Here is a 24,955-nt window from a genome sequence, read left to right as displayed (position 1 = left end):
TACGAAAACTACAAAAATGTTTCATTATTTGAACAAACTATCAAGTATTGTTGCATGAAAAAATTTTAGCAAGACAATTCTAGCTTCATACTTGATAAATTATAATGTATTTAGCAAATATATAAGTAAATAAAGGATCCGATGACAACATCTGCTTTTTCCCTGTAAATCTCAATATCAGTTACTTTCATGAAAGAATAATTGGAAAAAATTATGGAAACAAAATAGAAAAATCTCCGATAATTGTTAGAAATTTGTGAATATTTTGCAAATATCTTGTCCTTTTCAAAGAGTAAGGACTATCATTCTTGCAAATGACACTTAAAGAGTTTTCAGAAAAAATCAACATCTCATCCTCGACAATATCGAGAGTCTTGAACAACCGCCCCGGCATATCAAAGCAGACCAGGCGACTCGTCATGGACGCGGTTGAGCGGGAAGGATTCAAGACTTCATATACACCACGAAAAAACGAAAATAAAAAATTTCATTTCGTGGGTATTGTTGCAAGAAAAAGAGGAAATGAACAGGATGACATTTTTTTTCAAAATGCCATTCACAGCTGCCAAAGTGAATTCAACAAGCATTCCCTTGTTTCTATTCCTCTTGGTTATGTAGATCAAAAAGTCGATTTTGACAATTCTCCGATAAAACCGTCAGAGTTCGGAGGTTTTATCTTCAGAGGTCAATCGATTCCTGCAGATGTCATTGAATCATTTGAAAAATACAGTGTGCCTATTGTCCTACTTGAAAATCATATTCCTTCCAGGAAATTCAACAGTATTGTCGCAAATGATATGGAACTGGAAATGTTGGTAACAAAGCACCTTCTGGAAAAAGGTTATGACAGGATTGTTCATCTGAGTGGTCCGAAGGACTGGTATGACAACAATCAGAGAATGGCAGGCTACACACAGGCAATGCAGCAAGCCGGTAAAAAACCCTGGATAATCAACATGGAAGACGGCACTTTGAAAACAGGTGCCCTTGCTTACCATATGCTAAGCAAGGAATCGGCAGGTCTAGGTGTGACTTTCACCAATGATGCGATGGCCATCGGATTCCTGAATGCTGCTAACAATGATGGTCGCAATATCCCTGGTGATTTCGGTATTGCGGGTTTTGATGATATTCCATGGACAAGTTTTTCCAATCCGATGATGACCACTGCCCATGTAGAAACCAGTGAAATGGCAAAAATGGCTGCAAGGCGTCTGATACAGCTCATGGAGGGTACTGATTCCTGCCGTGCAAAGATAGAAGTACCCGGACGTCTCATCGTCAGGAAAAGTTGCTGATTGCCAATCCTTGTCTCGTTTCGACAGCTTCGGCTGGAGATCCTGGCAATTCCATGAAACCAAGAAGTGTTTGGCATAAAGAACGGTAAGCAACAACAGCAATGTCGTTACTTACCGTCATGTATATGTTCTTTTCAAAACATATAAGTCCATATCAAACCATATCAATGATCTCTTTTTCATCCAGTCTCGATTTCGGCAATGCTCCATTGAAATCATCCGCTCCTTTATGCCCGACTGCTACCAATGCCAATGAAGTGAAACCCTTGGCATCCAATCCGAATTCTGCATCCAGGACCGTAGGATCAAAACCTTCCATCGGGACTGCATCCAAACCAAGCTCAGCCACTCCCAACAAGAAACTTCCTAGATCCAGATATACCTGCTTGGCCAGCCATGATGGCATATCATTCAGTTCCGTCCGATGCTTGCCAACGAAAACTGCACGTCCGCTTTTCTGGGCTTCCATGAATTCGGGCTTTGCAAACCGTCCGTCAGTATTTTCCTTTTCAAGCAAGTGAAGAAGGAAAGCTTCATCAGCATCTTTCCTCGCACTGAAAACTACTACGTGCGAAGCATCAAGTACCTTCGGAGTATTGAAAGCAAAAGATCCTTCGGTACTTTTCGCAATTCTTTGCTTACCTTCTTCGGTAGATGCAATGATAAAATGCCATGGCTGTATATTGACACTGGAAGGACTGAATCTCAGCAGTTCCTTGATTGCAGTCTCTTCTTTCGGTGTCAGTTTTTTCGTAGCATCAAATTTCTTAACGGCATATCTTCTCTGTAATACTTCTTGTAGTTCCATTTTGCTCTCCTTGCTGATACAAGGCAACGCTTTCTGTATCTGTCATATGCTTGCGTCATGTATCATTTCTGTTCATATATAAACATATCAAAAATATCATACTAAATCAATAGGCATTAAAGCAAAAGATCAACAGTCTTCTTATCCGATGTACAAAGGGCTCAATCAGCCGCTTGTCTCAGCTGCTGCATCAACTTTGTGCATCCCTCCAAGATATCATCCCATGTACTGTCAAAATCACCAGTATACCACGGGTCATCAATTTCTCTATCAAGAAGCAACCGTATTTTTTCTGAAGAGCCAAACCTTCTCTTAAGGTAACGAATATTTTCAGCATCCATACATACGATAAGATCAGCATCGGCAAATTCATCATCAGTAATTCTATGGGCACGATGAGGCAACACAGGTACTGCATGCTTGCGTAACTGGCGCAAGGTTCCAGGATGTATAGGATTCCCATGTTCTTCATCGCTTATTCCTGCTGAAGCAATTTTACAGTCAAACTTTTCTTTTTGGGCAAGATGGCGGAACAAAGCTTCTGCCATGGTTGATCTGCATATATTTCCATGGCAAATAAAAAGTATTTTCTTCATAAAAGGAATAGTAACATTTTACTTAATACTTTCCCAGTCAGTAGTACTAAAACCTTCAATTCAAAGTCTCGGGTTGCTCCAAATCGCATAAATTCCATTCAGAAAGAAGAATCAAAAGGCTAAAAATCATGGCAGGATCACATAATTTGAAAAAAGCGTTATTTAATAAAATATTTTTTACTGTTACCATAGGACTAAGGTACATGTCCAATGAAAATAAACAAATATATATTACAGAAAGAATTGACAAAGAAACTGGAAGAGAAGATTGTCATAGGTAGCATGGAACCTGTCTATGGCGGTGATATCAACTCAAGTTTTCGTCTTGGTCTTGAAGATGGAAGGCAATTCTTCATCAAAGTCAACAGAAAAGAGAACATCGGCTCCTTCCATTCGGAAGAAGCAGCATTACATCTTATGGCACAGACTCATACCGTCGGTATTCCTCAGGTATATTGCTGCGGTACGGTAGCTGATGCAGCATATCTGGCAATGGAATTTCTACAGCAACAAGCACCCTACAAAGGCTACTATATGGAATTTGCCACGGAACTGGCAGCTATGCACAATGCAACTACAACAAAACGTTTCGGTTTTTCCCAAGACAACAACAGCGGCAGGACCGTCCAGTCAAACGGATGGGAAAATTCCTGGATTGAATTTTACCGGACACATAGGCTTGCTTACCAAATCAAGCTGAATGAAAAATGGTTCGATAAAAAAGAACTTAGCAATTTCACCTACTTGCTGGACCATCTTGATAATCTTCTTGTAGAACCAGAGCATCCTTCCCTACTCCATGGAGACCTATGGAGCGGCAACTATATGTGTGCAGCCCATAGACCCTATCTATTTGACCCAGCTTGTTACTATGGACATTACGAGGTAGACATTGCCATGAGTGAACTTTTCGGACGCCTGCCTCAGACCTTCTATGATATATACGGTTCCATCAACAGCCTGTATGGCTATGAAGAAAGAAGAGATTTGTATAACCTCTATCACTTGCTTAACCACTTGCACCTTTTTGGAGGTTCATATAGACAAAGCGTTCTGACAATATTGAAGGAATACACATAATCCCAAGTCTATCCATCAGGTAGATCAGTTGATGATTTCTGTTGGAATCCCTTTTGGTCCTTATCGACATCACAGTAACTTTCTTGCTGAAGGTTCCCTTATTCGCCATCCCTTGGAAATTGCCTGATCTATCAATTCTTTACTGTTGACAGGTTTGTTTCCATATACTTTGAGTCTGGCAAGAAAAGTTGTAAAACCCTCTAATCCTCCGATATCATCTATGACCACCCGTCCATGTTTGGTCAGGCAAACTGCACGATGTTGCTTTGCAAGTATGTTCTCTGCGGTTTGACGCCACTTTCCGTTTACACCTTTTCCACAGTCAAGCGGCCGGCTGACCTTGACTGTCCATCTATCAGTAAAATCATACATATAATACAAGGTTCTGGTAATGGGTCTGGGTCCTTTTTTGAAGCTGAGGGTCGTTGTCAACAAATCATTTCCCTTTGCCAATAGATTTTCCAATCTTAGGTTTTCCATCAGTACATTGACATCAGTACCAGAGACCCTTAGCAATTCCGCTGCAGTGCAGTCATTGAATGGTTTCTGTATCTTTTCAGAAAATCTATCAGCAACATGCTGTTGCTCAAACATACGCCTGCAGGCTAAAGGACTTGCCACCCATTCTCCCGATACATATGGTCCGGTATATTTTTTTCTCTGCCAACTGCGAATGCTGCCACTTCCGAAATCATTGTCACCAAGGCAGTTCCTGTCATAAAAGTTTTGGTCACATTCAAAAAGGCAGCCGACCAAGGCAGCCCAACCTGTGGCAGTTCCCTGAACGATACGCATAAAATCTTCATCGGAAAAGAAGTATTTATGTCTATGTCTCCCTTGCCAACCAAAAGCACGCTGAATAACATAATGAAGATAATGCAACGTAATATCTGAAGGAACGATAATATCTCTTGTAAGTATATGACCATCAGGAGAACCGCCATACCTTTTCAAGACATACCGGATGTCGTGAAGCTGGGAAGGGCTATAACCATTGGCCGTAGTAAATCTTTCGTCAGACAATGAAAGACGGAGTTTTACAGGTGTCCACGTAAGTGACCGGGTCCGCCACCACAAAGGTTCTTCCCGCCGCTGGGTAGCTGGTACAGAAGAAGATTCCAGTGTTGCCCATAGTTCGTGCATCTGTTTCCTAGCAGTTTTGGATCTTTTCTGATAAAGCTCACAGCGCTTTGCATTGTCGCTTTTTACTGCCAGATTATACATTGTCTTTTCATAGGGTAGATAAGATGAAACGACTTTCGGTTGCATCTTGAGCTTACGCCCGATTTTTTCATTGCTAAGTCCTTCAGCATGAAATTTTGCAACCTTACGGCTTTTCTTTGTATTATACAATCCGCCGGTAATGAGTATCTTCCTCGTCTTTTCTATGGAAAGACCGAATTCGGAGGCAACCTTCTTGACCGACTTAAGTTTACCGTACAGGCTACAGGCATTAGAAATCAATTCCTCGTCAAGAAAACAATTAATCGGTGTACCCATAGTTTTCCTTATCTTGTAATGTTAATCCAAACAAAAACAGTATAGCATTACTTACAAATAAGGTCAAAAGGCTTCAATAAAACTATATTCAAGCATTAATTAAATAGGGACCAAGCAAAATAAAATCCTTTACTTATTTACAATTCCCTGCTTTTTCTTTTCCTTTGCACTCATCGCAAAGTTCCCCATCGTTAGGCTTGCCATCATGAGTGTCATAATTATATGTAGGCCAATTACTACAATTCTTACACCAGTGCCAAGTATCACTCCCTTTTCGTTTTCTATATTCTGTCATTTTTTCTCCTTCTATAAGTTAAGATATGCTGGTCCCTACATTTACTAAATATATCTTAATATTATATATTATTGCAATACATATATTATTATAATTTAATATTTTTCGTAAAAATATTAAATTCATTTTACCTGTAAAGAAATAACCTAACAAATTAAATTCTTAAGTCCAAAGCTATACTAACAAGAAAACATATTATTTAGTTTAACGCAAAGAAAATTTATAAAATCTTTTCTTCAATCAGTTCCTTCCATTTGTCAACAATCTGCGGTGCTTTTATCGACTGGAATAGCTCCTCATTTACCGGCTTGCTTTCATAGACCCAGTAAGGCTCATTTCCAAGAATCTTTTCTATGCAGGCAGCAAGTGCTGCATCATCATGAAAGTCAAAGAACATGCCGTTGACATCCTGATGAATAACCTCTTCAGTTCCTGCTACATGTGTCGTAATGACGGGAAGCCCAAGGCAGAGAGCTTCCAACAGAGCATTTGAAGACCCCTCAAACAAAGAAGAGAATATAAACATCTTTGCACGTATATATACAGAGAATACATCAGCCTGGTAACCAGCCAACGTTACTTTCTCTTTAAGGCCAAGGTTGTCAATAAGCTTATCCAATTCCCTATGGAGAGGCCCTTCTCCCAATATTACCAGATGATAGTCTGGATGTTTTATGGAGAAATGTGTAAAGGCTTTGATAAGCGTAGCTTGGTCCTTTGCCCGTACAAGTCTTCCTGAAGAAACAATCAGGTTCTCTTTGGTAGTCGATTTCAGTTTAGCCCTGGCAGCTATAATTTCATCAGCAATCGGATTCTGGATGACAGAGAAACAATTCAGTCCATGTTGTCTGAAATACCTGCCATTGGCTTCATTCTGTACAACAAGCATTTTTGCCCGTCGATAGACAAGGTTCCTGATCAAGCGCAAGCCACGTCCGGAAGGGATCCTGGAAGGATCATTACGGTCCGCAACAATGACTGGTATACCCGTTCCTAACGTACATACAAGAGCATAGATATTATAGACAGCCATGAAGGATATCAGCAGATCAACATTCCTGAGAGACTTTCTCAGCCAACGAAGATTCCTGAAATAATTCTTTGTACCGGTCTCCTTCTCAATCTTGACCAATCTCACCTGCGGATCAAGGAAATAGAGAGGTTCCTTGTCATAGTAGGAAAAAATAGTGACTGCATAATCAGAAGTCAAATGGGAGGCTATGATTGAAACGACCCGTTCCGCTCCTCCCAGTTGAAGATCTCCCAAAAAAAATGCTATGTGTTTCACCTAATCCATCCTACGAAAGAGCATCTTTGTACCATGCAATTGCAAGTTTGATACCTTCGTCAAATGACCATTGGGCATCATAGCCAAGCAGTTGCCTGGCCAAGGAAACATCGGCGTTGCTATGCTTGATGTCTCCTGCCCTGTCCGGTCCGAACACAGGTTCAATGTGCTTGCCCAAAGCCTTGTTCAATGACCAGTACAAGTCAATCAGGTATTCTCTTCCTCCGAAAGCTATATTATATGCCCGACCTGCAGCAGCAGACGGAGCAAGGCAGGCTTTCAGGTTTGCCTCAATGACATTTTCGATATAAGTAAAATCACGGCTTTGCCTGCCGTCACCATTGATAGTCGGAGCTTTGTCCTCCAGCAACAGTTTGATGAACTTGGGAATTACAGCAGCATAGGCTCCTTCAGGGTTCTGTCTTCTTCCGAACACATTGAAGTAGCGTAGACCATACGTATCCAATCCATAATGCATCGTATATTGCTTTGCCCACTCTTCATCAGTCCGTTTGGTCAGTGCATAAGGGGATAGGAGATTGCCTTCGGTACCTTCTTTCTTGGGAAGTGTCGGTTCATCGCCATAGACTGAACTTGACGAAGCATAGACAAATTTTCCTACATGATTACGCCGGGCAGCTTCAAGCATATTGAGCATTCCCGTAATATTGTTGGCACAGTAGAAGAGCGGCATCTCTATGGATCGGGGCACACTGCCCCAAGCTGCCTGGTGCAGCACATAGCTGACGCCATCAGTCGCTTCAAGGCAGACCTGCAGGTCCTTGATATCGCCCTTGATGAATTCATAGTTAGGATTACCTTTGAAATCATTGATATTTTTCTGGGAACCGGTTGAAAGATCATCAAGACACCTGACTTTGTAACCAAGGTTAAGAATTGCTTCGCAAAGATTTGATCCAACGAATCCGGCACCTCCTGTTACAAGGAACAGACTATCTTTCGGAAAATTTAAATTTGTATATGCCATGATCTATAATCTCCAGTAGCAGTATCCGGCATTCTCATATTGCTTACGATCAAGAATACCCTTCACGTCAATTATGACTTTCTGTCCTATCGGCTCATTGGCGAACAGGTCATCCAATTGCTTCATCGACAGTTCGATAAACTGTTGATGTGCCACAGCAATGATGACAATATCCATATCCTTCACCTCTGCAAATGATACGAATTCTACTCCGTAGAGTTTCTTTGCTTCTCCAGAATCAGCCTGGGGATCATAAATAATCGGATCAATTCCATATTCCTTAAGTTCCTTTATGATGTCAATGACTTTGGTATTGCGGATATCAGGGCAATTTTCCTTGAAAGCAAATCCCAAGATTGCAACTTTTGCCTCTCGCACACCTTTCCCTACGCTGATAAGTTTCTTAATGGCATTCTCTGCAACATATTTTCCCATGTCGTCGTTGATCCTACGACCCGAAAGTATAATCTGTGAATGATAACCCATCTGCTCTGCCTTGTAGGTAAGATAATAGGGATCTACACCGATGCAATGGCCACCGACAAGTCCTGGATTGAATTGCAGGAAATTCCATTTTGTCTTGGCTGCATCAAGGACTGCCTTTGTATCTATTCCCATGGTATTGAAAATCATGGACAGTTCATTCATGAAAGCGATATTGATATCTCTCTGTGAGTTCTCTATTACTTTGGCTGCTTCTGCAACTTTTATCGACTCAGCCTTGAAGATGCCGGCTTTTACAACCAAACCATACACATCTGCAATCAAATCAAGCGCTTCGGCATCCATTCCAGAAACGACTTTGGTTATGGTAGCCAGCCGATGGACCTTGTCTCCTGGATTTATTCTCTCAGGAGAATATCCTACCTTGAAGTCAATCCCACACCTGAGTCCTGATTCTTTTTCAAGGATCGGCATGCAGACATCTTCAGTGACACCAGGATATACCGTGGATTCATAGACCACCACGGAACCTTTTGAAAGATTCTGGCCAAGCAACTTGCTTGCTTCCTTTACCGGCGTAAGATCAGGACTGTGGTCTGCATGTACCGGGGTAGGTACAGCAACAATATGGAACAAGGCTTCCTTAAGTCTGGCAGGATTACAAGAAAATTCGACGCTGGTTTGCTTGATTGCTTCATCGCCGACTTCATTTGTCGGATCCTTTCCTTCTTTGTATTGTTTGATCTTGTCGCAGTTGGTATCAAATCCGATAACAGAAACCTGTTTGGCAAAAGCTACGGCAATAGGCATCCCAACATAGCCTAGGCCAATTACAGCAATCTTTGCCTTCCTATCAATTATATCTTGAAATGTAACCACTTCTTCACTCCCCCACCACCTCGGCCACAGCCTTCTGGTATGCCTGGACAACAAGCTCCCGTGAGAACTGTTGCTCCATTTTTTTTCTTCCTGCAATACCCATCTGGGCATGCTGTATTTCCGAAAGTGCCAGGAAACGGCGTAATGCATCGACCAAAGATGCAGTATTCCTTGGTTCACAGCCGATACCGGACACTCCTTCGTCAAACGTTTCACGGCATCCAGGTACAGTCGTCGTAATTACAGGACGACCGGTTGCAGATGCTTCAAGCAATACATTGGACATTCCTTCATGGTATGATGGAAGTACAATTACATGATAATTCCTGTACATCAGTTCAGGTTTGGAAAGCAGTCCGAGATACGTTACCCGGTAACTCTTAAGCAACTGAGGAATATCATAGTCAGAATCAGCAGCAGAGCCGGCAATGAAAAATTTGACATCTTTCCTACTTGCAAAAGCTCTTGTTGCCTCAAGAAATTCAAACAAACCCTTGTCTTTAAGTAACCGTCCTACAAAAATAATACGTATACCATTTGCTTCAGATGGATAAGCCTGGTAGGAAAAACGTTCCAGGTTTACTCCTGATCCCGGAATCATCCGTATTTGTTTTTCCCTGACTACCTTGTTGCCGACAAAGAAACTTCTATTTGCCTCATTCTGCATGAACACACCGGCACAATGTTTATAGGCATGTCGGGATAGACGCAAGGCTACAGTCCTGACAAGACCTGAATTTTCCATTGCATCCCCTAGGCCTGTTATATTAGGAAAGCAAGGAATATGCAGACGTCGGCAGGCCATGGAGCCGTAGACATTGGGTTTGATAGTATAGGAAAAGACGACATCGGGCCTTACATGTTTCAGAATTGCCAACAAAGAATGATAGAATCTCAGATCTTTTGAAGGATTTGTACCCCGCCGTTCCAACTCGATAGGAATTATTTCGACTTCAGGATATGTCTCAAAGCTAGACAAATGCCCATGGACAGGAGTAATAAGACAGACATGGCATCCTTTCTTCAAGAAGGACAGAATTATTTCCCTTCTGAAATAAAATACAATATTGTCATTATTCGAAATCAAAGCAATTTTCTTCATGAATCCCTCGGGTTTTTCCAGACATAAGAAATAGAGTAGTAAATATTCCTTTGTTAGACAAGCTTTTTGATTCGGTTCTTCCAAAGAAGCTGAACAGTGTTCCCCACACAAAGCATGTCGGCAATGAGACTGCTGTCCCTGTATTGAGCATAAGTTGCTCTAAGAAGCCACTGAGTACAATAGCAAAAAACTGAATCATAAGTAAAGCAAGAAAGATTTCCTGTTGTTTTGAGAAGTCCTTTCTCTGCAGGAACCAACTTCTGAACGTAGCACCGATCAGAGCAACAAACATGATGAATGCCGGTAGACCAAAGGTAACCAAGACAATAAGGTAATAGTTGTGTAACCGACCTTCGTTGTTCACAAGATAATATGCAAGGTCAGATCCTATCGACAAGAAATGCTGATAAAGTCTTGTATCAGAAATACCGAACCAGATGTTACGGGGAGTCAACATCTGCGTTGATATACGCCAAAGATCCAACCTGTCATCTCCTGTCTTGATGTTTCCTAGCCTTAGGATACGATGGAAAAAATACTCTCTCGACTTGACAGCTACACTTGATTGAGAAAGGAAGAAAAATAGAAGGATAAGTATGCAGACAAAGACAAATATGCCCAAAATAAGGAAAAACTGCCTTCTCTTGGTATCATCTTTTTTTATTTGCTGGAAAACAAAGCAAGCTAAAGCCAAAGCACAGACAATTCCGATAAGCAAGGCTCCTCTGGCTCCTGCAAGTATTGCACAGTACACGCTCAGTACTACTGTAGAAATCAAAAATCCCTTATCTGCCTTGTTTCGGGAGAAAAACATAAGGGGAGGAACAAGAAAAATACAATAGAGAATTGAATATGCAAGTGAATTTGCATTCCCTACTATGCCATATAACCTACGCCCAGGCCCGGCACTGACGTTGAGAAAAGCTTGCATGTCAAATGACAGGGAATCATACAGGAAAGAACGACGCAGTATATATGTTGCCAAAGAACCAAGGACTAGAAAATCAATAAGAAATATAAAAAGGTACCCCACCTGATTCCATGAGTGAAGGTCTTGTTCTTCACTGCCCTCCGAAATCATGCAGAGGAAAAGAAACAATGCGGAATGGACAGGAAACATCCAGTTATTATAGAAAACAAAGGCATTTCCATTGACAAACGTCGAAATGATGCAATACGCAAAAAAGGCAACCAGCACAGGAAAGAATCTATTTGTAGTGAAATTATGTTCGTTGGTACGATAGTCTTTTGCAAGGAAGTAGATGCTCCCTGCAAAAAGAAGAATCATAAGTGGGTAATAGATAGCCATAAAGACTGTCTTGGATATACCGGATGTATTGTCAAACACATAGGAAAGAGTAAAGAAAAGTGATGCAAGGATGTAAAAACCTTTGAATAGAGTCAACTTGCTGATTGAAATTACCGCAGGATCTTGGTTACTCATAAGTGATAATTCGCATATGCAATGGCAATCTCTTTGGATTTTTCTTCATATGCTTCCTTTGAAAGTTTTCCTCGCCTGACAAGGAATTCTCCCATAGTCTCATAAGTCATGGAATCACCCTGGTTGATATCCTTCTGACCAAAGACACATGCAACGGTTTTGAATATGATCCTGCAGTCTCCAAGAAAGGTAATGTGATCTATGTACTGCAGATCATATGCAATACGTTGTTCCCAGTCTATTGCATTTCGGCCATTGACTTGGGCTAAACCTGTCAATCCAGGAGTAACATCCTGTCGCTTTTGCTGTTCAGGACTCATGAACAGGATGTTCGGTATCGACTGTGGTCTAGGTCCCACAATGCTCATTCTGCCAGCAAAGATATCGAAAAGCTGGGGCAGTTCATCAAGACTGGTAGCCCTGAGCATTTTCCCGAAATGGGTCAGCCGTTGTTCGTCGGGTAAAAGACGTCCTTCAGCATCACGGACATTCGTCATTGACCTGAACTTATGATAATTGACAATCTTCATGTGCTTGCCAAAGCGACTCTGCGTAAAAACAGCAGGATATCCCAGGCGAATCCTAACAGTCAGCCAAATAATTACTAGTAGGGGTGAAAATATAACAATTGCTATTCCTGACAGCAGCAAATCGAATAAACGTTTGATAAACTTTCTATACATATATAATCCTGAAACAGGAATAACATTCCATAAATTTTAAGCAACGGGAAAAATAGTACATCAATTGAGCGAGACTGTCTATCTAGGAAATATTTTTCCCAACAAAGCGGTTTCCCGCTACCATCAACCATCATCTTTAACATTCTTGTAAGAAAAATGTTACGTTTTCATTAAAAACATCTCTGTAGTTTCTTCCATATTAAGACTTGTGAAACCATAGGAAGTATTGAGTACTTCGTAATAGGAAAGGATAGCTTCGATAAGCCGAAGGCTTTCCTCTGGGTGTACAGCTACGTTGTGAGGATGCCACCACAAATGAAATATTTCTCCATGGCGGGCTGCATGAAGCATCTGGCGTTTTATCCTTCTTATCTTCAGGCCTTCAAAACATTTTAATTTCCGGGAATACATCCTGAAGAACCAACTTGCCTTCAGATTTACAGGATATCCTTCTTTTTGCTCCAAAGACGCATATGTATGGTTTCCTGTCAAAGGGAAATAGGTATCAATAAGTTTGATGGCCCTTGCAAGATTGTTCCTATTCTGACTGGCATCATATGCCCAACCATCACAACAGCCTCTAAAAGATGTAAAACCTGCATCCTGCATAGCAGAAAGATAAGATATATTGACTTGATTTCGTGGTAGTACCAGAGAATGATGTCCATATCCTTTTCCTTCTGCTACTGCAACAGCCTGAGCAAGGTCAGCTTTGAATTGTTCTTCAGTCTGGCCTGCTTCACAACAATAAAAATGGGAAAACGTATGGGATGCTATTTCTTGTCCTGGCGTATTGTGTATTGTCTCAAGAATTCCTTTAGGGAAATAGTACTGGCTATAATTATTTACTTCTTCAAGATATGTATAGCTATTGAATTTTTGGTTTTCATAGGTAGGTTGCTGCGTGGGAAGATAATTGTGTAATTTGTCTGTATTTTCAGCCATCAGCATTCCTACAGTCGCCCATGTAGCATGGATATGATATGTTTCAAACAATTTGAGCAATTTAGTTATCACTTCCGGTACTTGCTGTATATTGCGTAGTCGGGCAGCCTCAATATCCACATGGTCCCGCATGCCCCAGAGCATTTCGAAATCAAGGGAAATGACAAATATACCATTCTTCACACTTTGTCTCCTTCATTGACGGGAAGTACCAAGCAATGCTGTTCTCAGCATATAGCATTTCATAGAAACAGCTCCTATAGCTATACTACAAATACCCTGTAAAAGGCAAACTGAAATTGCGTAGTGACTTATCAACAGAATTTCGTCCTCATTTTATAAACATTAACAAAATATAAGGACCCTCAATTATATATGCCTAAACTTATAACATGATACTTGATAAATCTTATTGTAAGATGGTATCTTTATCCGTTACCTTTATATTCATTTTTAATTTATAAATATTTTGACTAGAAAACAAGGAAAAATCATGGAAATAATTCCTGCAAACGAACAAGAAAAAAATAAAACAACAAAAATATGGCTATTGGCCTTCCCATTTTTATTTATGGTATTAGGAACTATAAGAGATTGCCAGATACTCCCGGTAAATAAGTTCTTATTAGTTACGATAGCAGCAATTGGATTTTATTTTTTTAATTATGAACAAATAATATATTTTCTCTGCTTTCTAATACCTTTAAAAGAAGGTATACCGGGTAATTATATCTTTTTATTGGCTCTTATAGCATTGTTTCTAAAAGTTCCTCAAATTCATAAGGAACAGATTATTTTCCCTGTAATTATTATTGGATATGAAATTATACTTAGTATAATAAGTCCTTATTCCATACATTTGATTGATACCGTATCTTATTGTACTCGTATTTTTCTTGTTTTCTTTCTGTTATATACAGATATGTCAAATATTAGCATAAAAAAAATGTGCCTTTGGTCTAGTATCGGAGTAGTCTATTTAATATTTATTATAAGCTTAGTAACATTTTTACATACAGGCTTGACCAAGATGTTGACAGGAAATCGATTGGGCCCAACAACACAATTTATTCCACATACTCATGATATCATGATGTTTACAGTAAATCCAAATGGAATCAGCTATTACACAGGCATTGCTTTCAGTTGTTTTATCATTCTATTGTATCAAGATTATAAAGAAACTAAATTACCATGGAGTATTAATCGAACACTTTATCTTATCGGCTTACTTGTAGTTTTACTAGGAGGACTACTGTCAGTAAGCAGGACTTTTGTTGTTGTTGCTGTTCTGGCAACTTTTATTATGTTCTTGCATATTTGTAACAAACAGCATTGGAAACTTGCAGTTGGAATCGTCATTGGTACCAGCATCTTATCCATTATCTTTGCAAATACAGAACTGGGACATACTGTCCTCAAACGATTTGTTATAAATAAAAACTTACTGACAGGATCAGGAAGAACAGATATTTTTAAAAATTATTTACAATATCAATTATCACATATCAATATATTGTTATTTGGTACAGGAGCGCTGCCCTATTATCAAATGCGTGGTAATTTTCTTAATTCAATGCACAATATGGTACAACAGCTTTTCTTCTGTTATGGCCTTTTTGGTGGAGCGTTCTTTCTCTATGCATTATTTAAACCTATCGGTGTAATGATCAAAGATAAAATCAAAATAAATGTTCCATATTCATTGCCATTTATTACCATTGTCTTGTGTGCTCAGACTACTCAGTTTTTATTGCCAAACGACGTACTGATGCTTTTTCCGATATGTATCCTTATATGTGAATATAACTTATCGAAAAAACATCCAGAGACTGATCTTTTGAAAAAAAAGAATTAAGAAAAAATTACTAAATCCAATTCAAATCTAAATCAATTGGTGGTATGCTAAACTCAAAATATCCTCCTAAGGGTTTAAAAATTGGAAAAAAATGAGCATTATAAGGTAACAGTATTTACATCGACATTTAATCGGGGATATCGCCTCTCTGATGCGTATAAGAGTCTATGTCGACAAACAATAAAAGATTTTGAGTGGTTAATTGTTGATGATGGTTCTACAGACAATACAGAGTATCTTGTTCAAAACTGGCAAAACGAATGTTCACTTTTTCCTATACGTTATATAAAGGTACCTAACGGAGGAAAACATAGGGCAATCAATCGTGGAGTAAAGTTGGCACAAGGCGAACTTTTTCTTATTCTGGACAGTGACGATTATTTAACTGACAACGCAATTGAATTAATAAAAAAATGGGAAGCTACCATAGCTACTCAGAAAGATCAATTCTGTGGAGTCGTAGGCCTCAGATGTACCTTAGATGGAACTCCCCTAGGAACAACATTCAAGGGCCTTTCATTGGATTGTTACTATAGAGATAATCTTAAATATGGCATAACTGGAGATAAAGCAGAAGCTTTTTATACTGATGTTATCAAAGCACATCCCTTTCCTGAATTTGAAGGGGAAAAATTCATCAGTGAAGGTGTAACTTGGACGGAATTGTCTTATAAAGAGCATAAAAAACTTCGATATTTCAACGAAAGCATCATGCGCTGTGAATATATACAAGATGGATTAAGCCATAATTGGAAAAAATTGCTTCTAAATAATCCTCAGGGAGTTTTGTCAAATATAAAAAAAGAAATTGAATATACCAAACCATCCTATATCAGAAAGCTGAAATTATGGCAGCGATATGTTTTTGTAGCTGATGGTAATAATTATGGGACAAGAAAACTTAAAAACGATTTGCAAATTTCGTCGTTTGATTACTTTATGCTACGAAGTGGAAAACTGCTAATGAAATTCACAAGGACAATAAAACATAAGGGAAAAACATGATATTGGATTTAATTTCATTTTGAAACTTCATATATAATAAGATGTTATCAAAAACAGATGGAGAGTTTACCAAATGAATTTTCTAAAAAAACTAATAGCAATTAAATATTTTTCAACTCTGAACCTTTGCTTTATGCCCAAAATGCGTAAAACTGCAATCATTTTTAATTATACATGAGAATACAAGCCTCACTAAAAAATTCAGCTGTAGGGCTGTTGATGCAATCTGCAACCATTTTGATTGGATTGGTATCACAATCGATCTTCATCAAATACCTAGGAATAGAGTATGCTGGTGTATCCAGTGTATTGAATAACATTATCTCAATGCTAAGCATTGCGGAACTAGGGATTGGGACTGCTATTGTATTTAGTTTATATGAGCCCTTGGCAAATAATAATAAAGAAAAGCTCAAATCTTTGATGCATCTTTATAAAACGGCCTATCAAACAGTTGGCATTATCATCGCAATTGTTGGCATATTTCTTCTTCCTTTTTTAAAGTTTTTTTTCAAAGATATAACCATTGATATAAATCTTAAGTTTATTTATTTCTTGTACTTAGGTGATACAGTTATTTCTTATTTTTTTACTTATAAACGCTCTTTGCTATATGCAGATCAAAAAAACTATGTTAATGGCATAATTGATTTCCTATTCTTGGTCTTGATGAATGTACTGCAAATTGTTTGTATCGTTACCACAAGGAATTATTACTATTATGTAATAATTCGGGTCATTGTACACCTCAGTGAATATCTCTTTATCGTTGCAGTAGTTAATCGAAGATATCCTTTTATAAAAGACAAACATATCCAAGCTTTAGGAAAAGCTGAAAAGACTCCAATCATAGTGAATATAAAAGCTTTGTTCTTCCATAAAATAGGAAGGTTTTTAGTACTTAGTACAGATAATCTCATTGTTTCATCAATGATAAACGTTGCTACTGCGGGCATATTCAATAACTATAAATTAATTTCGAAAAGTTTACAGAATGTCGCCGGGATAGTCATAGGAGCTACCACTGCAAGCTTTGGAAATCTTTTGGTAGACCAACCAGAACGCAGCTATGAAGTATTTAGAAAAATCTATTATGTAAACTTCATTATTGCTATTGTTTTCACAACTTGCTATGCGTGTGCGGTACAACCTTTTATGAAATTCTTTGCAGGATCAAAAAATCTTTTCTCCATGAATGTAGTCTTAATTATGTCGCTTGAGTTATATATTCATTTAATGAGAAATTCCATCGGTGTCGGAAGAGATGCAGCAGGCATATATCACAATGACCGTTTTGTACCTCTATGGGAATCTGCAGTAAATTTGATTTCTTCCATTGCTCTTGTAAAAGTCTTAGGAGTATCTGGCGTGGTCTTGGGGACTATCATAAGCACCCTAGTTTCTGTATTCATCAGCGTTCCATATTTAACATACAAGTACATATACCACAAGCCATTATATAATTACTACTTATTATACTGTCGTTATTTTCTGATTATGGTTTTCTCTTTAGGACTTTCGCTATTTGTAACAAAAAATATAACAATCGGGAATTATTTCTTACATTTTGTAGTTAATGGAAGTATTGGCCTAGGAATATCTTTTCTAAGTATCCTGTTATTTACGTCTCATTCGGAAGAATACCGATATGTCATCAAGTTGTTGAAAACAATCAAAGAAAAGAAACATCTATAAGCATATCAAATGAGGTTACAATGAATTCGACAAATTTTATCATTACAGTAGATACTGAAGGAGACAATCAATGGGACACTTCCCAAAAAGCAACAACAAAAAATGCTAAGTTCATTCCTCGCTTTCAAGATTTAAGCAATACATATGGCTTTTTCCCAACATGGCTAGTGGATTATGAAATGGCACAGAATCCTTTCCTTGTAGAATTCTTAGGCGATAAACTTCATAATAATCTCTGTGAAATAGGTATGCACCCACATGCTTGGAGTACTCCTCCTGAAATATCTTTAGAAAAAACAACAAATTGTAGAGATTATTTAATTGAATATCCTGTTGAAATAATGGAAATGAAATTACGTAATCTAAAAGACTTGCTTGAAGAGAAATTCTGTCATAAAATTACTTCTCACCGAAGTGGACGTTGGACTATAAACCAACAATATTTTGACTTATTGGAACATATTGGTATTACTGCCGACTGTTCTGTTACTCCGCATATAAACTGGACCAGATGTCAGGGTGCAACAGGAATACCAGGAAGTGATTTCCGAAACAGCCCAGAATCACCTTTTTATCCAACAGCACATATTCTTGAAATACCTATGACAATCAGATACCTTCATCAGTTTGATATTGATGGCAATCTTACACCAAAAAATCTCCTCAGGGGAATAAAACATCTAGGAATGGGTAAATTTTATTGGCTACGCCCCGACAGTCATTGTCAGACACAAACACTGAAACACATCATAAAAAAAGCGAAAGATGAAAAATCTGATTATGTCATGTTTATGATACATTCTTCAGAATTAATGCCTGGCGGCAGTCCTTCTTTTTCTGATAAAGCAACAATTGAAAATTTATATCAATGTGTTGAAAACGTTTTTCAATTTGCTCAAGCATGTAATTTTAAAGGAATAACATTATCTGACTATGCACATATATTTTCATCTGTAAATAAATTACATTAATAAAAAGACTAAATAGATAATATCGTAAGGTTCTTACTTGGAAGGTCTAAAGAAACATGAAACAAAAAAAAATTAAGATAGCTTTTGTTCTCAACCATATGAAAATCGGAGGTGCCCAAGCCATGCTGTCAGCACTTCTTCCTCAAATAGACCATGATAGATTTGAATGCCATCTTTTCATTTTTGAGAAAGAACGGACTAATAAACTAGTGCGACAACTTGATCAATATGCCATTCCTTATACTTTTCTCGGTTTTTCAAAAAACCTAATAAAAAATTATTTAAGATTTTCATCAAAACTCAGGATATTCAAGCCAAATCTTATTCATGCAAATCTAGATAGAAGATATTCATTGATTTGGTGCTTTGTGCACAAATGTCCATTGATTTTGACAATACATAGTGAACCTTATCGATATTTTGATGCAACATGTTTGAAACTGATGCAATTAGTCAAGCTTCGAAAACAGTTGTTTTTTGTTGGAGTTTCAAAAAAAGTCAGCCAAGCTATTCCTGCGGTTTTTCCATTCGATGCTAAAAAAATCTTTACAATCTATAACCCTATTGTCTTGCCTATTTCTGAGCCTTCCAATCAAAATACCAATGATTCTTCAGCCATCAAAGTAGTTTGTGTCGCACGGTTAGAACCTGTCAAAAATCATAAATTATTAATTGATGCTTTCTCTTCTTTTTTAAAAAATAGTCCACACTCAAAACTTTATTTGGCTGGAAACGGAAGTCTTGCAAAAGAACTACAAATGCAAGTCAAAAATCTAGGTATTACATCAAACGTTTTTTTCTTAGGAGAAGTCGATGACATTTACTGTCTATTGAATCAAATGGATGTATTTGCTCTATCTTCTACGAGTGAAGCTTTGGGCATTTCTGTACTTGAGGCTATGGCTTGTGGACTTCCTGTTATTGCACCAAGAGTTGGAGGTTTACCAGAATTGGTCTCAGATGAAACTGGCATTCTTTTTACTCCAAATCAAAGGCAAGAACTGACCGATGCCTTGAAACTTTTGAGCCTTGATAGTGCAAAAAGAGAAGAAATGGGAAATTGTGGTCGAAAATTTGCTATGCAATTTTCGTCTGTAATAATTGCAAAGGAATATGAAAACCTTTACGGCCAACTTCTAGATTCAAACTGAAACTTGATATTTCCAACCCTTGGATAAAAACATATCTTTATGATATAAATGCTTCTGTGCTTTTTACTGAAACAGACACATAAATAAAAATGGGTAGGTATTACTGGGTTGAAAATACTGTTTTACATAAATCGTCTCGGTCTTGCAGGTGCACAGAAAGTTATCTGTAACCTTGCCAATGCATTTTGCAGGGAAGATGAAATAATATTCGTTACTTCCTATCAAGGCACAGAAGGATTTGCATTAGATAAACGTATTACAAGAATAAACTTAGGAGAAACGAGAGAAACCAATGTCCTCATAAAAAACCTGCACCTTTTGGTAAGACTTCATTCCATTCTTAAGCAATCAAAACCTGATGTGGCCGTTTCTTTCATGGCTGAACCAAATTTAAGATTGATACTTTCTTCCTTGTTCTTACCCAATAAAGTTGTTGTTTCTGTACGGAATGATCCCGTGCGAGAGTATCATGGGAAAGTAAGAAAATTCTTAGCTAGATTCATCTTCCGGTTTGCCGATGGACATGTTTTTCAAACAGAAGATGCATGTAAATTCTTTCCTGCAAGAATCAGACAAAATTCTATTGTCATACTTAATTCCGTCGATGGGCATTTTTTTCAAAATCCACCGAATCACACTAAGGATATTGTTAATGTCGGAAGGCTAGAACCACAAAAAAATCAGTTGCTGTTAGTCAATGCCTTTGCCTTGATTGCCCACGAGTTTCCGAACCAAAATCTTCATTTTTATGGTGAAGGACATCGTTACGATACATTAAATAACAGAATACAACAATTGGGCTTGACTGACCGCATTTTCATCCATTCTCCTCAAAAAGATATCTATAACTACATTGGTAGTTACAGATTATTTGTTTTGTCATCTGATTATGAAGGTTTGCCCAATGCCCTTATGGAAGCGATGGCCATGGGCATTCCTTGTATCAGTACTGATTGCCCTTGTGGCGGCCCTAAAGTCCTCTTACCTGCAAAACAATTAGTTCCGGTAGGAAGTGTTCAACAACTTGCTGCAAAAATCAAAGAAATGCTTTCCATAGAAAATATGTCCATGATTATTCAAGAGGAAAAGTCAACTGCAATGAATTTCACTCCCCAGAAAGTGAATGCAATATGGCACGAATACTTATCCGATGTAGTAAAGAAATAAACTCCATGGATACAAACTTTTTTTGTATAATATAGTTTTCTTTCATAAAGGATGTTTAAAAGTGAGTAAATACTTATTTGTTTGTCCACGTTTTCACACTAATCAAATTGCATTGATAGAGCAATTGCAGCAACAAGGTAACCAAGTCGTCATTCTTGTACAATATCAGACAGAATTGGAAAACCACAAGAACGTACAGCTCATACAAACACGTCAGGCTTTCTGTTCAAAGCTGTTAATCAAGGTAATAGAAAAACTTTCAGGAAAGACATCTGAAAAACTTATCTATCGTTTTTTCTTTTCGACCCATCGTGAAATAAGAAACTATGTAGCAACCATTGCGCCTGATGTGGTTATCGTACGAGACCAACTGATGAATTCTGTGGCTTGGGCCATGGCCCTAAGAAAAAGACATGACGTGTTAGTAGTAGACTACAACCAAAGGCCCCTGTTCTATCAATCAGATAACACGCTTAAGTCAAGATTCTTTCAGTTCAGAAACAAATTCATTCCTAAATATCATTATACTCCAGTTTACAAAAGAGAATTTGAAGAGTCTATCAAATTGGAAAAAGCAAAACATACCATATTTATTCCGTTTGTTGTCAATTCCAATAATACTATTGTAAGGGAAGCAAGTACCAAGATTCGCATACTTGATGTCGGGAAATACCGCCCTTATAAAAATCACAAGTTGTTGGTCAGTGCTTTTTCAAAACTTCCGGACAAGGAAAGATACCATGTAACCATCGTAGGACAAAAATTCAATATGGTAGAGAAAAAATACTTTGCCGAATTAGAAGCTATGATCAAAAATATGAAACTGGAGAATTACTTCAATCTTGTCTGCAATGTTCCCAATGAACAAATGGATGCCTATTACCTTGCCAATGACATATTGGTGCTCTCAAGTTCCCATGAGTTGGCTTCATATGCAATTCTTGAAGCAATGTCATATAAACTTGCAATCATTTCAAGTGATGACAATGGAACAGCATGGTATGTTCTTCAGTCAAAGGCTGGAAGTCTGTTCAAAACAAAAGATTCCGACAGCTTGGCTTCAGCAATTCGACAGATAGGTTCATCCGACTATGCTGCCATGGGAGAACGTGGTTACTGCTTCGTAAAAGAAAACTGCAACATTACAGCTTTCAACCAAGGAATCAAAACACTCTCCACAGAAAAATAGTTATTGGAACTTGATGTTATTGTATATGATTTTTTCTTAAGTCAACCCAAAAACTATGCCTCAAAATGGTAATATTCCTTGTACCAAGCTACAAACCTTGCAAGTCCTTCCTCAATGGTAGTACTCGGCTTGAAACCGAAATCCTTGATGAGATCGTCGACGTCTGCATAGGTCTTATAGACATCCCCAGGCTGCATCGGCAGGAATTCGACTTTCATCTTCATGCCCAGGGAATCTTCCAGCACCTTGAAGTAGTCCATGATCTTCTCCGGCTTGTTGTTGCCGATGTTATAGACCTTATACCTGTCTCCGTTGCTGTTTGCAACAGGCGGATGCGGTAGGATGGACAGGATACCCTTCACGATGTCATCTATGTAGGTAAAGTCGCGCCACATGTCACCATAGTTGTATATCTGTACAGGTTCACCCTTCACGATCCTGTTTGTAAACTTGAAGTAAGCCATGTCGGGTCTGCCCCACGGTCCATAGACAGTGAAGAATCTCAGGCCGGTAGTCGGAAAATGATAGAGATGGGTATAGGCATGGGCAAGTAGCTCGTTCGATTTCTTCGTCGCAGCATATAAGGAGACAGGTCGGTCAACCTTGTCCTTGGTGCTGAACGGTACCTTGCTGTTGAGACCATAGACAGAAGAGCTGGAGGCGTAGACAAGATGCTCTACCGGTACTTCACTCTTCAGGGAGTGCCTGCAAGCTTCCAGGATATTGTAGAACCCGATGATGTTCGACTGTATGTAGGTATCAGGGTTCGTGATAGAATACCTGACACCTGCCTGGGCTGCCAGATTCAATACAACAGAAGGCCTGTACGTATTGAAAGTCTCGTCAACCTTGTCCTTGTCAGCCAAGTCGGCACGTATGAAGGTAAAATTGGCATAAGGCGCCAATACTTTGAGACGGTCTTCCTTCAGGGACGGGTTGTAATAATCATTCACGTTGTCATAGCCGATGACAGCGACGTCCTTGTCCTGTTCCAGCAACGCTTTTGCAACATGGAAACCGATGAAACCGGCAGCTCCGGTGATAAGTATAGTCTTGTTCATTCTTCTGTTCTCTTCTGGCAATCCGGCAAGCATGCCGATGCGTCTGCTTACGATACCATGCCAAGGCCTGTCTGGCAACAGTTAGTCCTTCTTCCAAAAAGGCTCAGTCTCGCCTGAAGATGTCCCTGCAGTAAACCTTGCCGCTACAGTCCTTCAGCTCGTCATCCCAGCGGTTGGCCACGATCACCGTACAGGCCTGCTTGAATGCTTCCAGCGTATGTCCGTCTTCCCCATCATACACTTCGCTTCCGAAAAACGGACCGTCATGCATGGTCGGCTCCCAGACGATTACCTTCACGCCCTTTGCCTTGATGCGTTTCATCACTCCTTGGATGGACGAATGCCTGAAGTTGTCCGAATTGCTCTTCATCGTAAGCCGGTATATGCCGACTGTCACAGCATCGGCATCCCCGTTCAGCACATCATGCCCGGAGAGCCTGCCGGCAAGCCTGAGTATGGAAGCACTGACGAAGTCCTTGCGTGTACGGTTGGCATCTACGATGGCCGTCATGATGTTCTGCGGCACATCATTATAGTTCGCAAGCAGCTGCTTGCTGTCCTTGGGCAGACAGTAGCCACCGTAGCCGAACGACGGGTTGTTGTAGTGCCCGCCGATCCTCGGATCGAAGCAGACACCGTCCAGGATTGACTTCGTATCCAGTCCCCTCACCTCCGCATAGGTATCCAGTTCGTTCATGAACGAGACACGCAGGGCAAGGTAAGTATTGGCAAACAGCTTTACAGCCTCAGCCTCAGTCGAGTTCATCAGCAGGACAGTTGCATCTCCCTCAGGTTTACCCGTCACAGGGTCAATGAAGCCTGTTCCCCTCTTGTGTGACCCTTCTTTCAGCAACCGGGCAAACTCGGCAGCTTCCTTCCTCAGTTCTTCTGTTCCGCCCACGATGATCCTGCTTGGATACAGGTCGTCATACAGGGCCTTCGATTCCCTCAGGAATTCAGGGCTGAAGATGATCCTTTCATACCGATACCTCTTCCGCAACTCCTTGGTATAGCCGACAGGCACCGTAGACTTGATGACGACCACAGGGAGCCGGTCCGGTGCACAGGATGAAATGATAAGCTCCATCACGGCATCGATGGAACTGGTATCGAAATAGTTCCTCTCAGGATCATAGTTGGTCGGTGTCGATATCATGACAAAATCTGCCTTGGGATAGACAGAAGCACCGTCCGTGGTAGCAGTCAGATCAAGCCGATGTTCCTTCTTGTGCTGCAGGTACTCGATGATCTCGGTATCGACCAAGGGGCTTTCTCCCCTGTTGATCATGTCCACCTTGTCCTGGACGATATCCACGGCAAAGACCTTGTTGTGCTGGCTGAGCAGTATGGCATTGGCCAGTCCCACATAGCCGATACCGGCAACTACGATTGTATATGAATCTTTCTTATTTGAAGATTTTGTCGTCATATGTTCCTATCCCTCCGCAGACTAAACAAAACAATAGGGAAATTGTTTCAGTTATGCATGTTTTTTACAAGAGATGGCA

Annotated in this window: 22 protein-coding genes; 9 read left to right on the top strand and 13 right to left on the bottom strand. The window is 39.4% G+C overall.

All coding sequences use genetic code 11. The annotated features are described in order from the left end of the window. Positions 1 to 419: 419 nt before the first annotated feature. Positions 420 to 1,298, top strand: coding sequence for a substrate-binding domain-containing protein (locus tag LKE40_13330; protein MCH3918413.1), 879 nt, complete (start codon positions 420 to 422; stop codon positions 1,296 to 1,298). Here the strand turns inward: LKE40_13330 and LKE40_13325 are convergent. The 3 genes from LKE40_13325 to LKE40_13315 form a co-directional block, all read right to left on the bottom strand. Beyond that, positions 1,282 to 1,419 (bottom strand): hypothetical protein, encoded by a 138-nt coding sequence (locus LKE40_13325; GenBank protein MCH3918412.1) that lies wholly within the window; start codon positions 1,417 to 1,419, stop codon positions 1,282 to 1,284. The genes LKE40_13330 and LKE40_13325 overlap by 17 nt on opposite strands. Before the next feature lie 33 nt (positions 1,420 to 1,452). After that, positions 1,453 to 2,106, bottom strand: a complete 654-nt coding sequence (gene nfsB / locus LKE40_13320; GenBank protein MCH3918411.1) for an oxygen-insensitive NAD(P)H nitroreductase — start codon at positions 2,104 to 2,106, stop codon at positions 1,453 to 1,455. 161 nt (positions 2,107 to 2,267) lie between these two features. Continuing rightward, complete coding sequence (locus LKE40_13315) at positions 2,268 to 2,702, bottom strand: low molecular weight phosphotyrosine protein phosphatase (GenBank protein MCH3918410.1); 435 nt, start codon at positions 2,700 to 2,702, stop codon at positions 2,268 to 2,270. A gap of 210 nt (positions 2,703 to 2,912) precedes the next feature. On the opposite strand from LKE40_13315, the gene LKE40_13310 reads away from it, so the two are divergent. Continuing rightward, positions 2,913 to 3,782, top strand: coding sequence for a fructosamine kinase family protein (locus LKE40_13310; GenBank protein ID MCH3918409.1), 870 nt, complete (start codon positions 2,913 to 2,915; stop codon positions 3,780 to 3,782). A gap of 69 nt (positions 3,783 to 3,851) precedes the next feature. Here LKE40_13310 and LKE40_13305 read toward each other — a convergent pair whose 3' ends face one another. From LKE40_13305 to LKE40_13270, 8 genes are all read right to left on the bottom strand, one after another. Next, positions 3,852 to 5,282, bottom strand: a complete 1,431-nt coding sequence (locus LKE40_13305; protein MCH3918408.1) for a plasmid pRiA4b ORF-3 family protein — start codon at positions 5,280 to 5,282, stop codon at positions 3,852 to 3,854. 515 nt (positions 5,283 to 5,797) lie between these two features. After that, entirely contained in the window at positions 5,798 to 6,865 is a 1,068-nt protein-coding gene (locus LKE40_13300) for a glycosyltransferase (protein ID MCH3918407.1), read from the bottom strand. 10 nt (positions 6,866 to 6,875) lie between these two features. Further along, entirely contained in the window at positions 6,876 to 7,853 is a 978-nt protein-coding gene (locus LKE40_13295) for an SDR family oxidoreductase (GenBank protein MCH3918406.1), read from the bottom strand. Positions 7,854 to 7,856: 3 nt separating this feature from the next. Then, the gene (locus tag LKE40_13290) at positions 7,857 to 9,176 is read right to left on the bottom strand and encodes a nucleotide sugar dehydrogenase (protein MCH3918405.1); all 1,320 of its coding nucleotides are present in this window, start codon (positions 9,174 to 9,176) and stop codon (positions 7,857 to 7,859) included. 4 nt (positions 9,177 to 9,180) lie between these two features. Then, positions 9,181 to 10,278, bottom strand: a complete 1,098-nt coding sequence (locus tag LKE40_13285) for a glycosyltransferase family 4 protein (protein MCH3918404.1) — start codon at positions 10,276 to 10,278, stop codon at positions 9,181 to 9,183. Further along, positions 10,250 to 11,722: an O-antigen ligase family protein gene (locus LKE40_13280; GenBank protein MCH3918403.1), complete on the bottom strand. Its 1,473-nt coding sequence runs from the start codon at positions 11,720 to 11,722 to the stop codon at positions 10,250 to 10,252. Before LKE40_13280 ends, LKE40_13285 begins: the two co-directional genes overlap by 29 nt. Beyond that, positions 11,719 to 12,405 (bottom strand): sugar transferase, encoded by a 687-nt coding sequence (locus tag LKE40_13275; protein ID MCH3918402.1) that lies wholly within the window; start codon positions 12,403 to 12,405, stop codon positions 11,719 to 11,721. The genes LKE40_13280 and LKE40_13275 overlap by 4 nt, the downstream gene beginning before the upstream one ends. Positions 12,406 to 12,564: 159 nt before the next feature. Then, positions 12,565 to 13,533 carry a polysaccharide deacetylase family protein gene (locus tag LKE40_13270; protein MCH3918401.1) on the bottom strand — a complete coding sequence of 323 codons (969 nt, stop codon included), beginning with the start codon at positions 13,531 to 13,533 and terminating at the stop codon, positions 12,565 to 12,567. Positions 13,534 to 13,843: 310 nt separating this feature from the next. Between LKE40_13270 and LKE40_13265 the strand changes: the two genes are divergently transcribed. From LKE40_13265 to LKE40_13235, 7 genes are all read left to right on the top strand, one after another. After that, positions 13,844 to 15,208, top strand: coding sequence for an O-antigen ligase family protein (locus LKE40_13265; GenBank protein MCH3918400.1), 1,365 nt, complete (start codon positions 13,844 to 13,846; stop codon positions 15,206 to 15,208). Between the two features lie 81 nt (positions 15,209 to 15,289). Then, the gene (locus tag LKE40_13260) at positions 15,290 to 16,213 is read left to right on the top strand and encodes a glycosyltransferase family 2 protein (protein ID MCH3918399.1); all 924 of its coding nucleotides are present in this window, start codon (positions 15,290 to 15,292) and stop codon (positions 16,211 to 16,213) included. Positions 16,214 to 16,387: 174 nt separating this feature from the next. Further along, positions 16,388 to 17,908: a hypothetical protein gene (locus tag LKE40_13255; protein ID MCH3918398.1), complete on the top strand. Its 1,521-nt coding sequence runs from the start codon at positions 16,388 to 16,390 to the stop codon at positions 17,906 to 17,908. A 20-nt stretch (positions 17,909 to 17,928) separates the two neighbouring features. Continuing rightward, on the top strand, positions 17,929 to 18,879 hold the full coding sequence (locus tag LKE40_13250; GenBank protein ID MCH3918397.1) for a deacetylase: 951 nt from the start codon (positions 17,929 to 17,931) through the stop codon (positions 18,877 to 18,879). A gap of 56 nt (positions 18,880 to 18,935) precedes the next feature. Then, entirely contained in the window at positions 18,936 to 20,030 is a 1,095-nt protein-coding gene (locus tag LKE40_13245) for a glycosyltransferase (GenBank protein ID MCH3918396.1), read from the top strand. A 108-nt stretch (positions 20,031 to 20,138) separates the two neighbouring features. Beyond that, on the top strand, positions 20,139 to 21,197 hold the full coding sequence (locus tag LKE40_13240; protein MCH3918395.1) for a glycosyltransferase: 1,059 nt from the start codon (positions 20,139 to 20,141) through the stop codon (positions 21,195 to 21,197). A gap of 61 nt (positions 21,198 to 21,258) precedes the next feature. Beyond that, positions 21,259 to 22,386, top strand: a complete 1,128-nt coding sequence (locus tag LKE40_13235; protein MCH3918394.1) for a glycosyltransferase family 4 protein — start codon at positions 21,259 to 21,261, stop codon at positions 22,384 to 22,386. 53 nt (positions 22,387 to 22,439) lie between these two features. Here LKE40_13235 and LKE40_13230 read toward each other — a convergent pair whose 3' ends face one another. Further along, complete coding sequence (locus tag LKE40_13230; protein ID MCH3918393.1) at positions 22,440 to 23,447, bottom strand: NAD-dependent epimerase/dehydratase family protein; 1,008 nt, start codon at positions 23,445 to 23,447, stop codon at positions 22,440 to 22,442. A 103-nt stretch (positions 23,448 to 23,550) separates the two neighbouring features. Further along, on the bottom strand, positions 23,551 to 24,876 hold the full coding sequence (locus tag LKE40_13225) for a nucleotide sugar dehydrogenase (protein MCH3918392.1): 1,326 nt from the start codon (positions 24,874 to 24,876) through the stop codon (positions 23,551 to 23,553). Positions 24,877 to 24,955: the final 79 nt, after the last annotated feature.

Source organism: Spirochaetia bacterium (assembly GCA_022482625.1).
Classification (GTDB): Bacteria; Spirochaetota; Spirochaetia; order Sphaerochaetales; family Sphaerochaetaceae; genus Pleomorphochaeta.
This window is presented reverse-complemented; position numbering and strand designations above follow the sequence as displayed.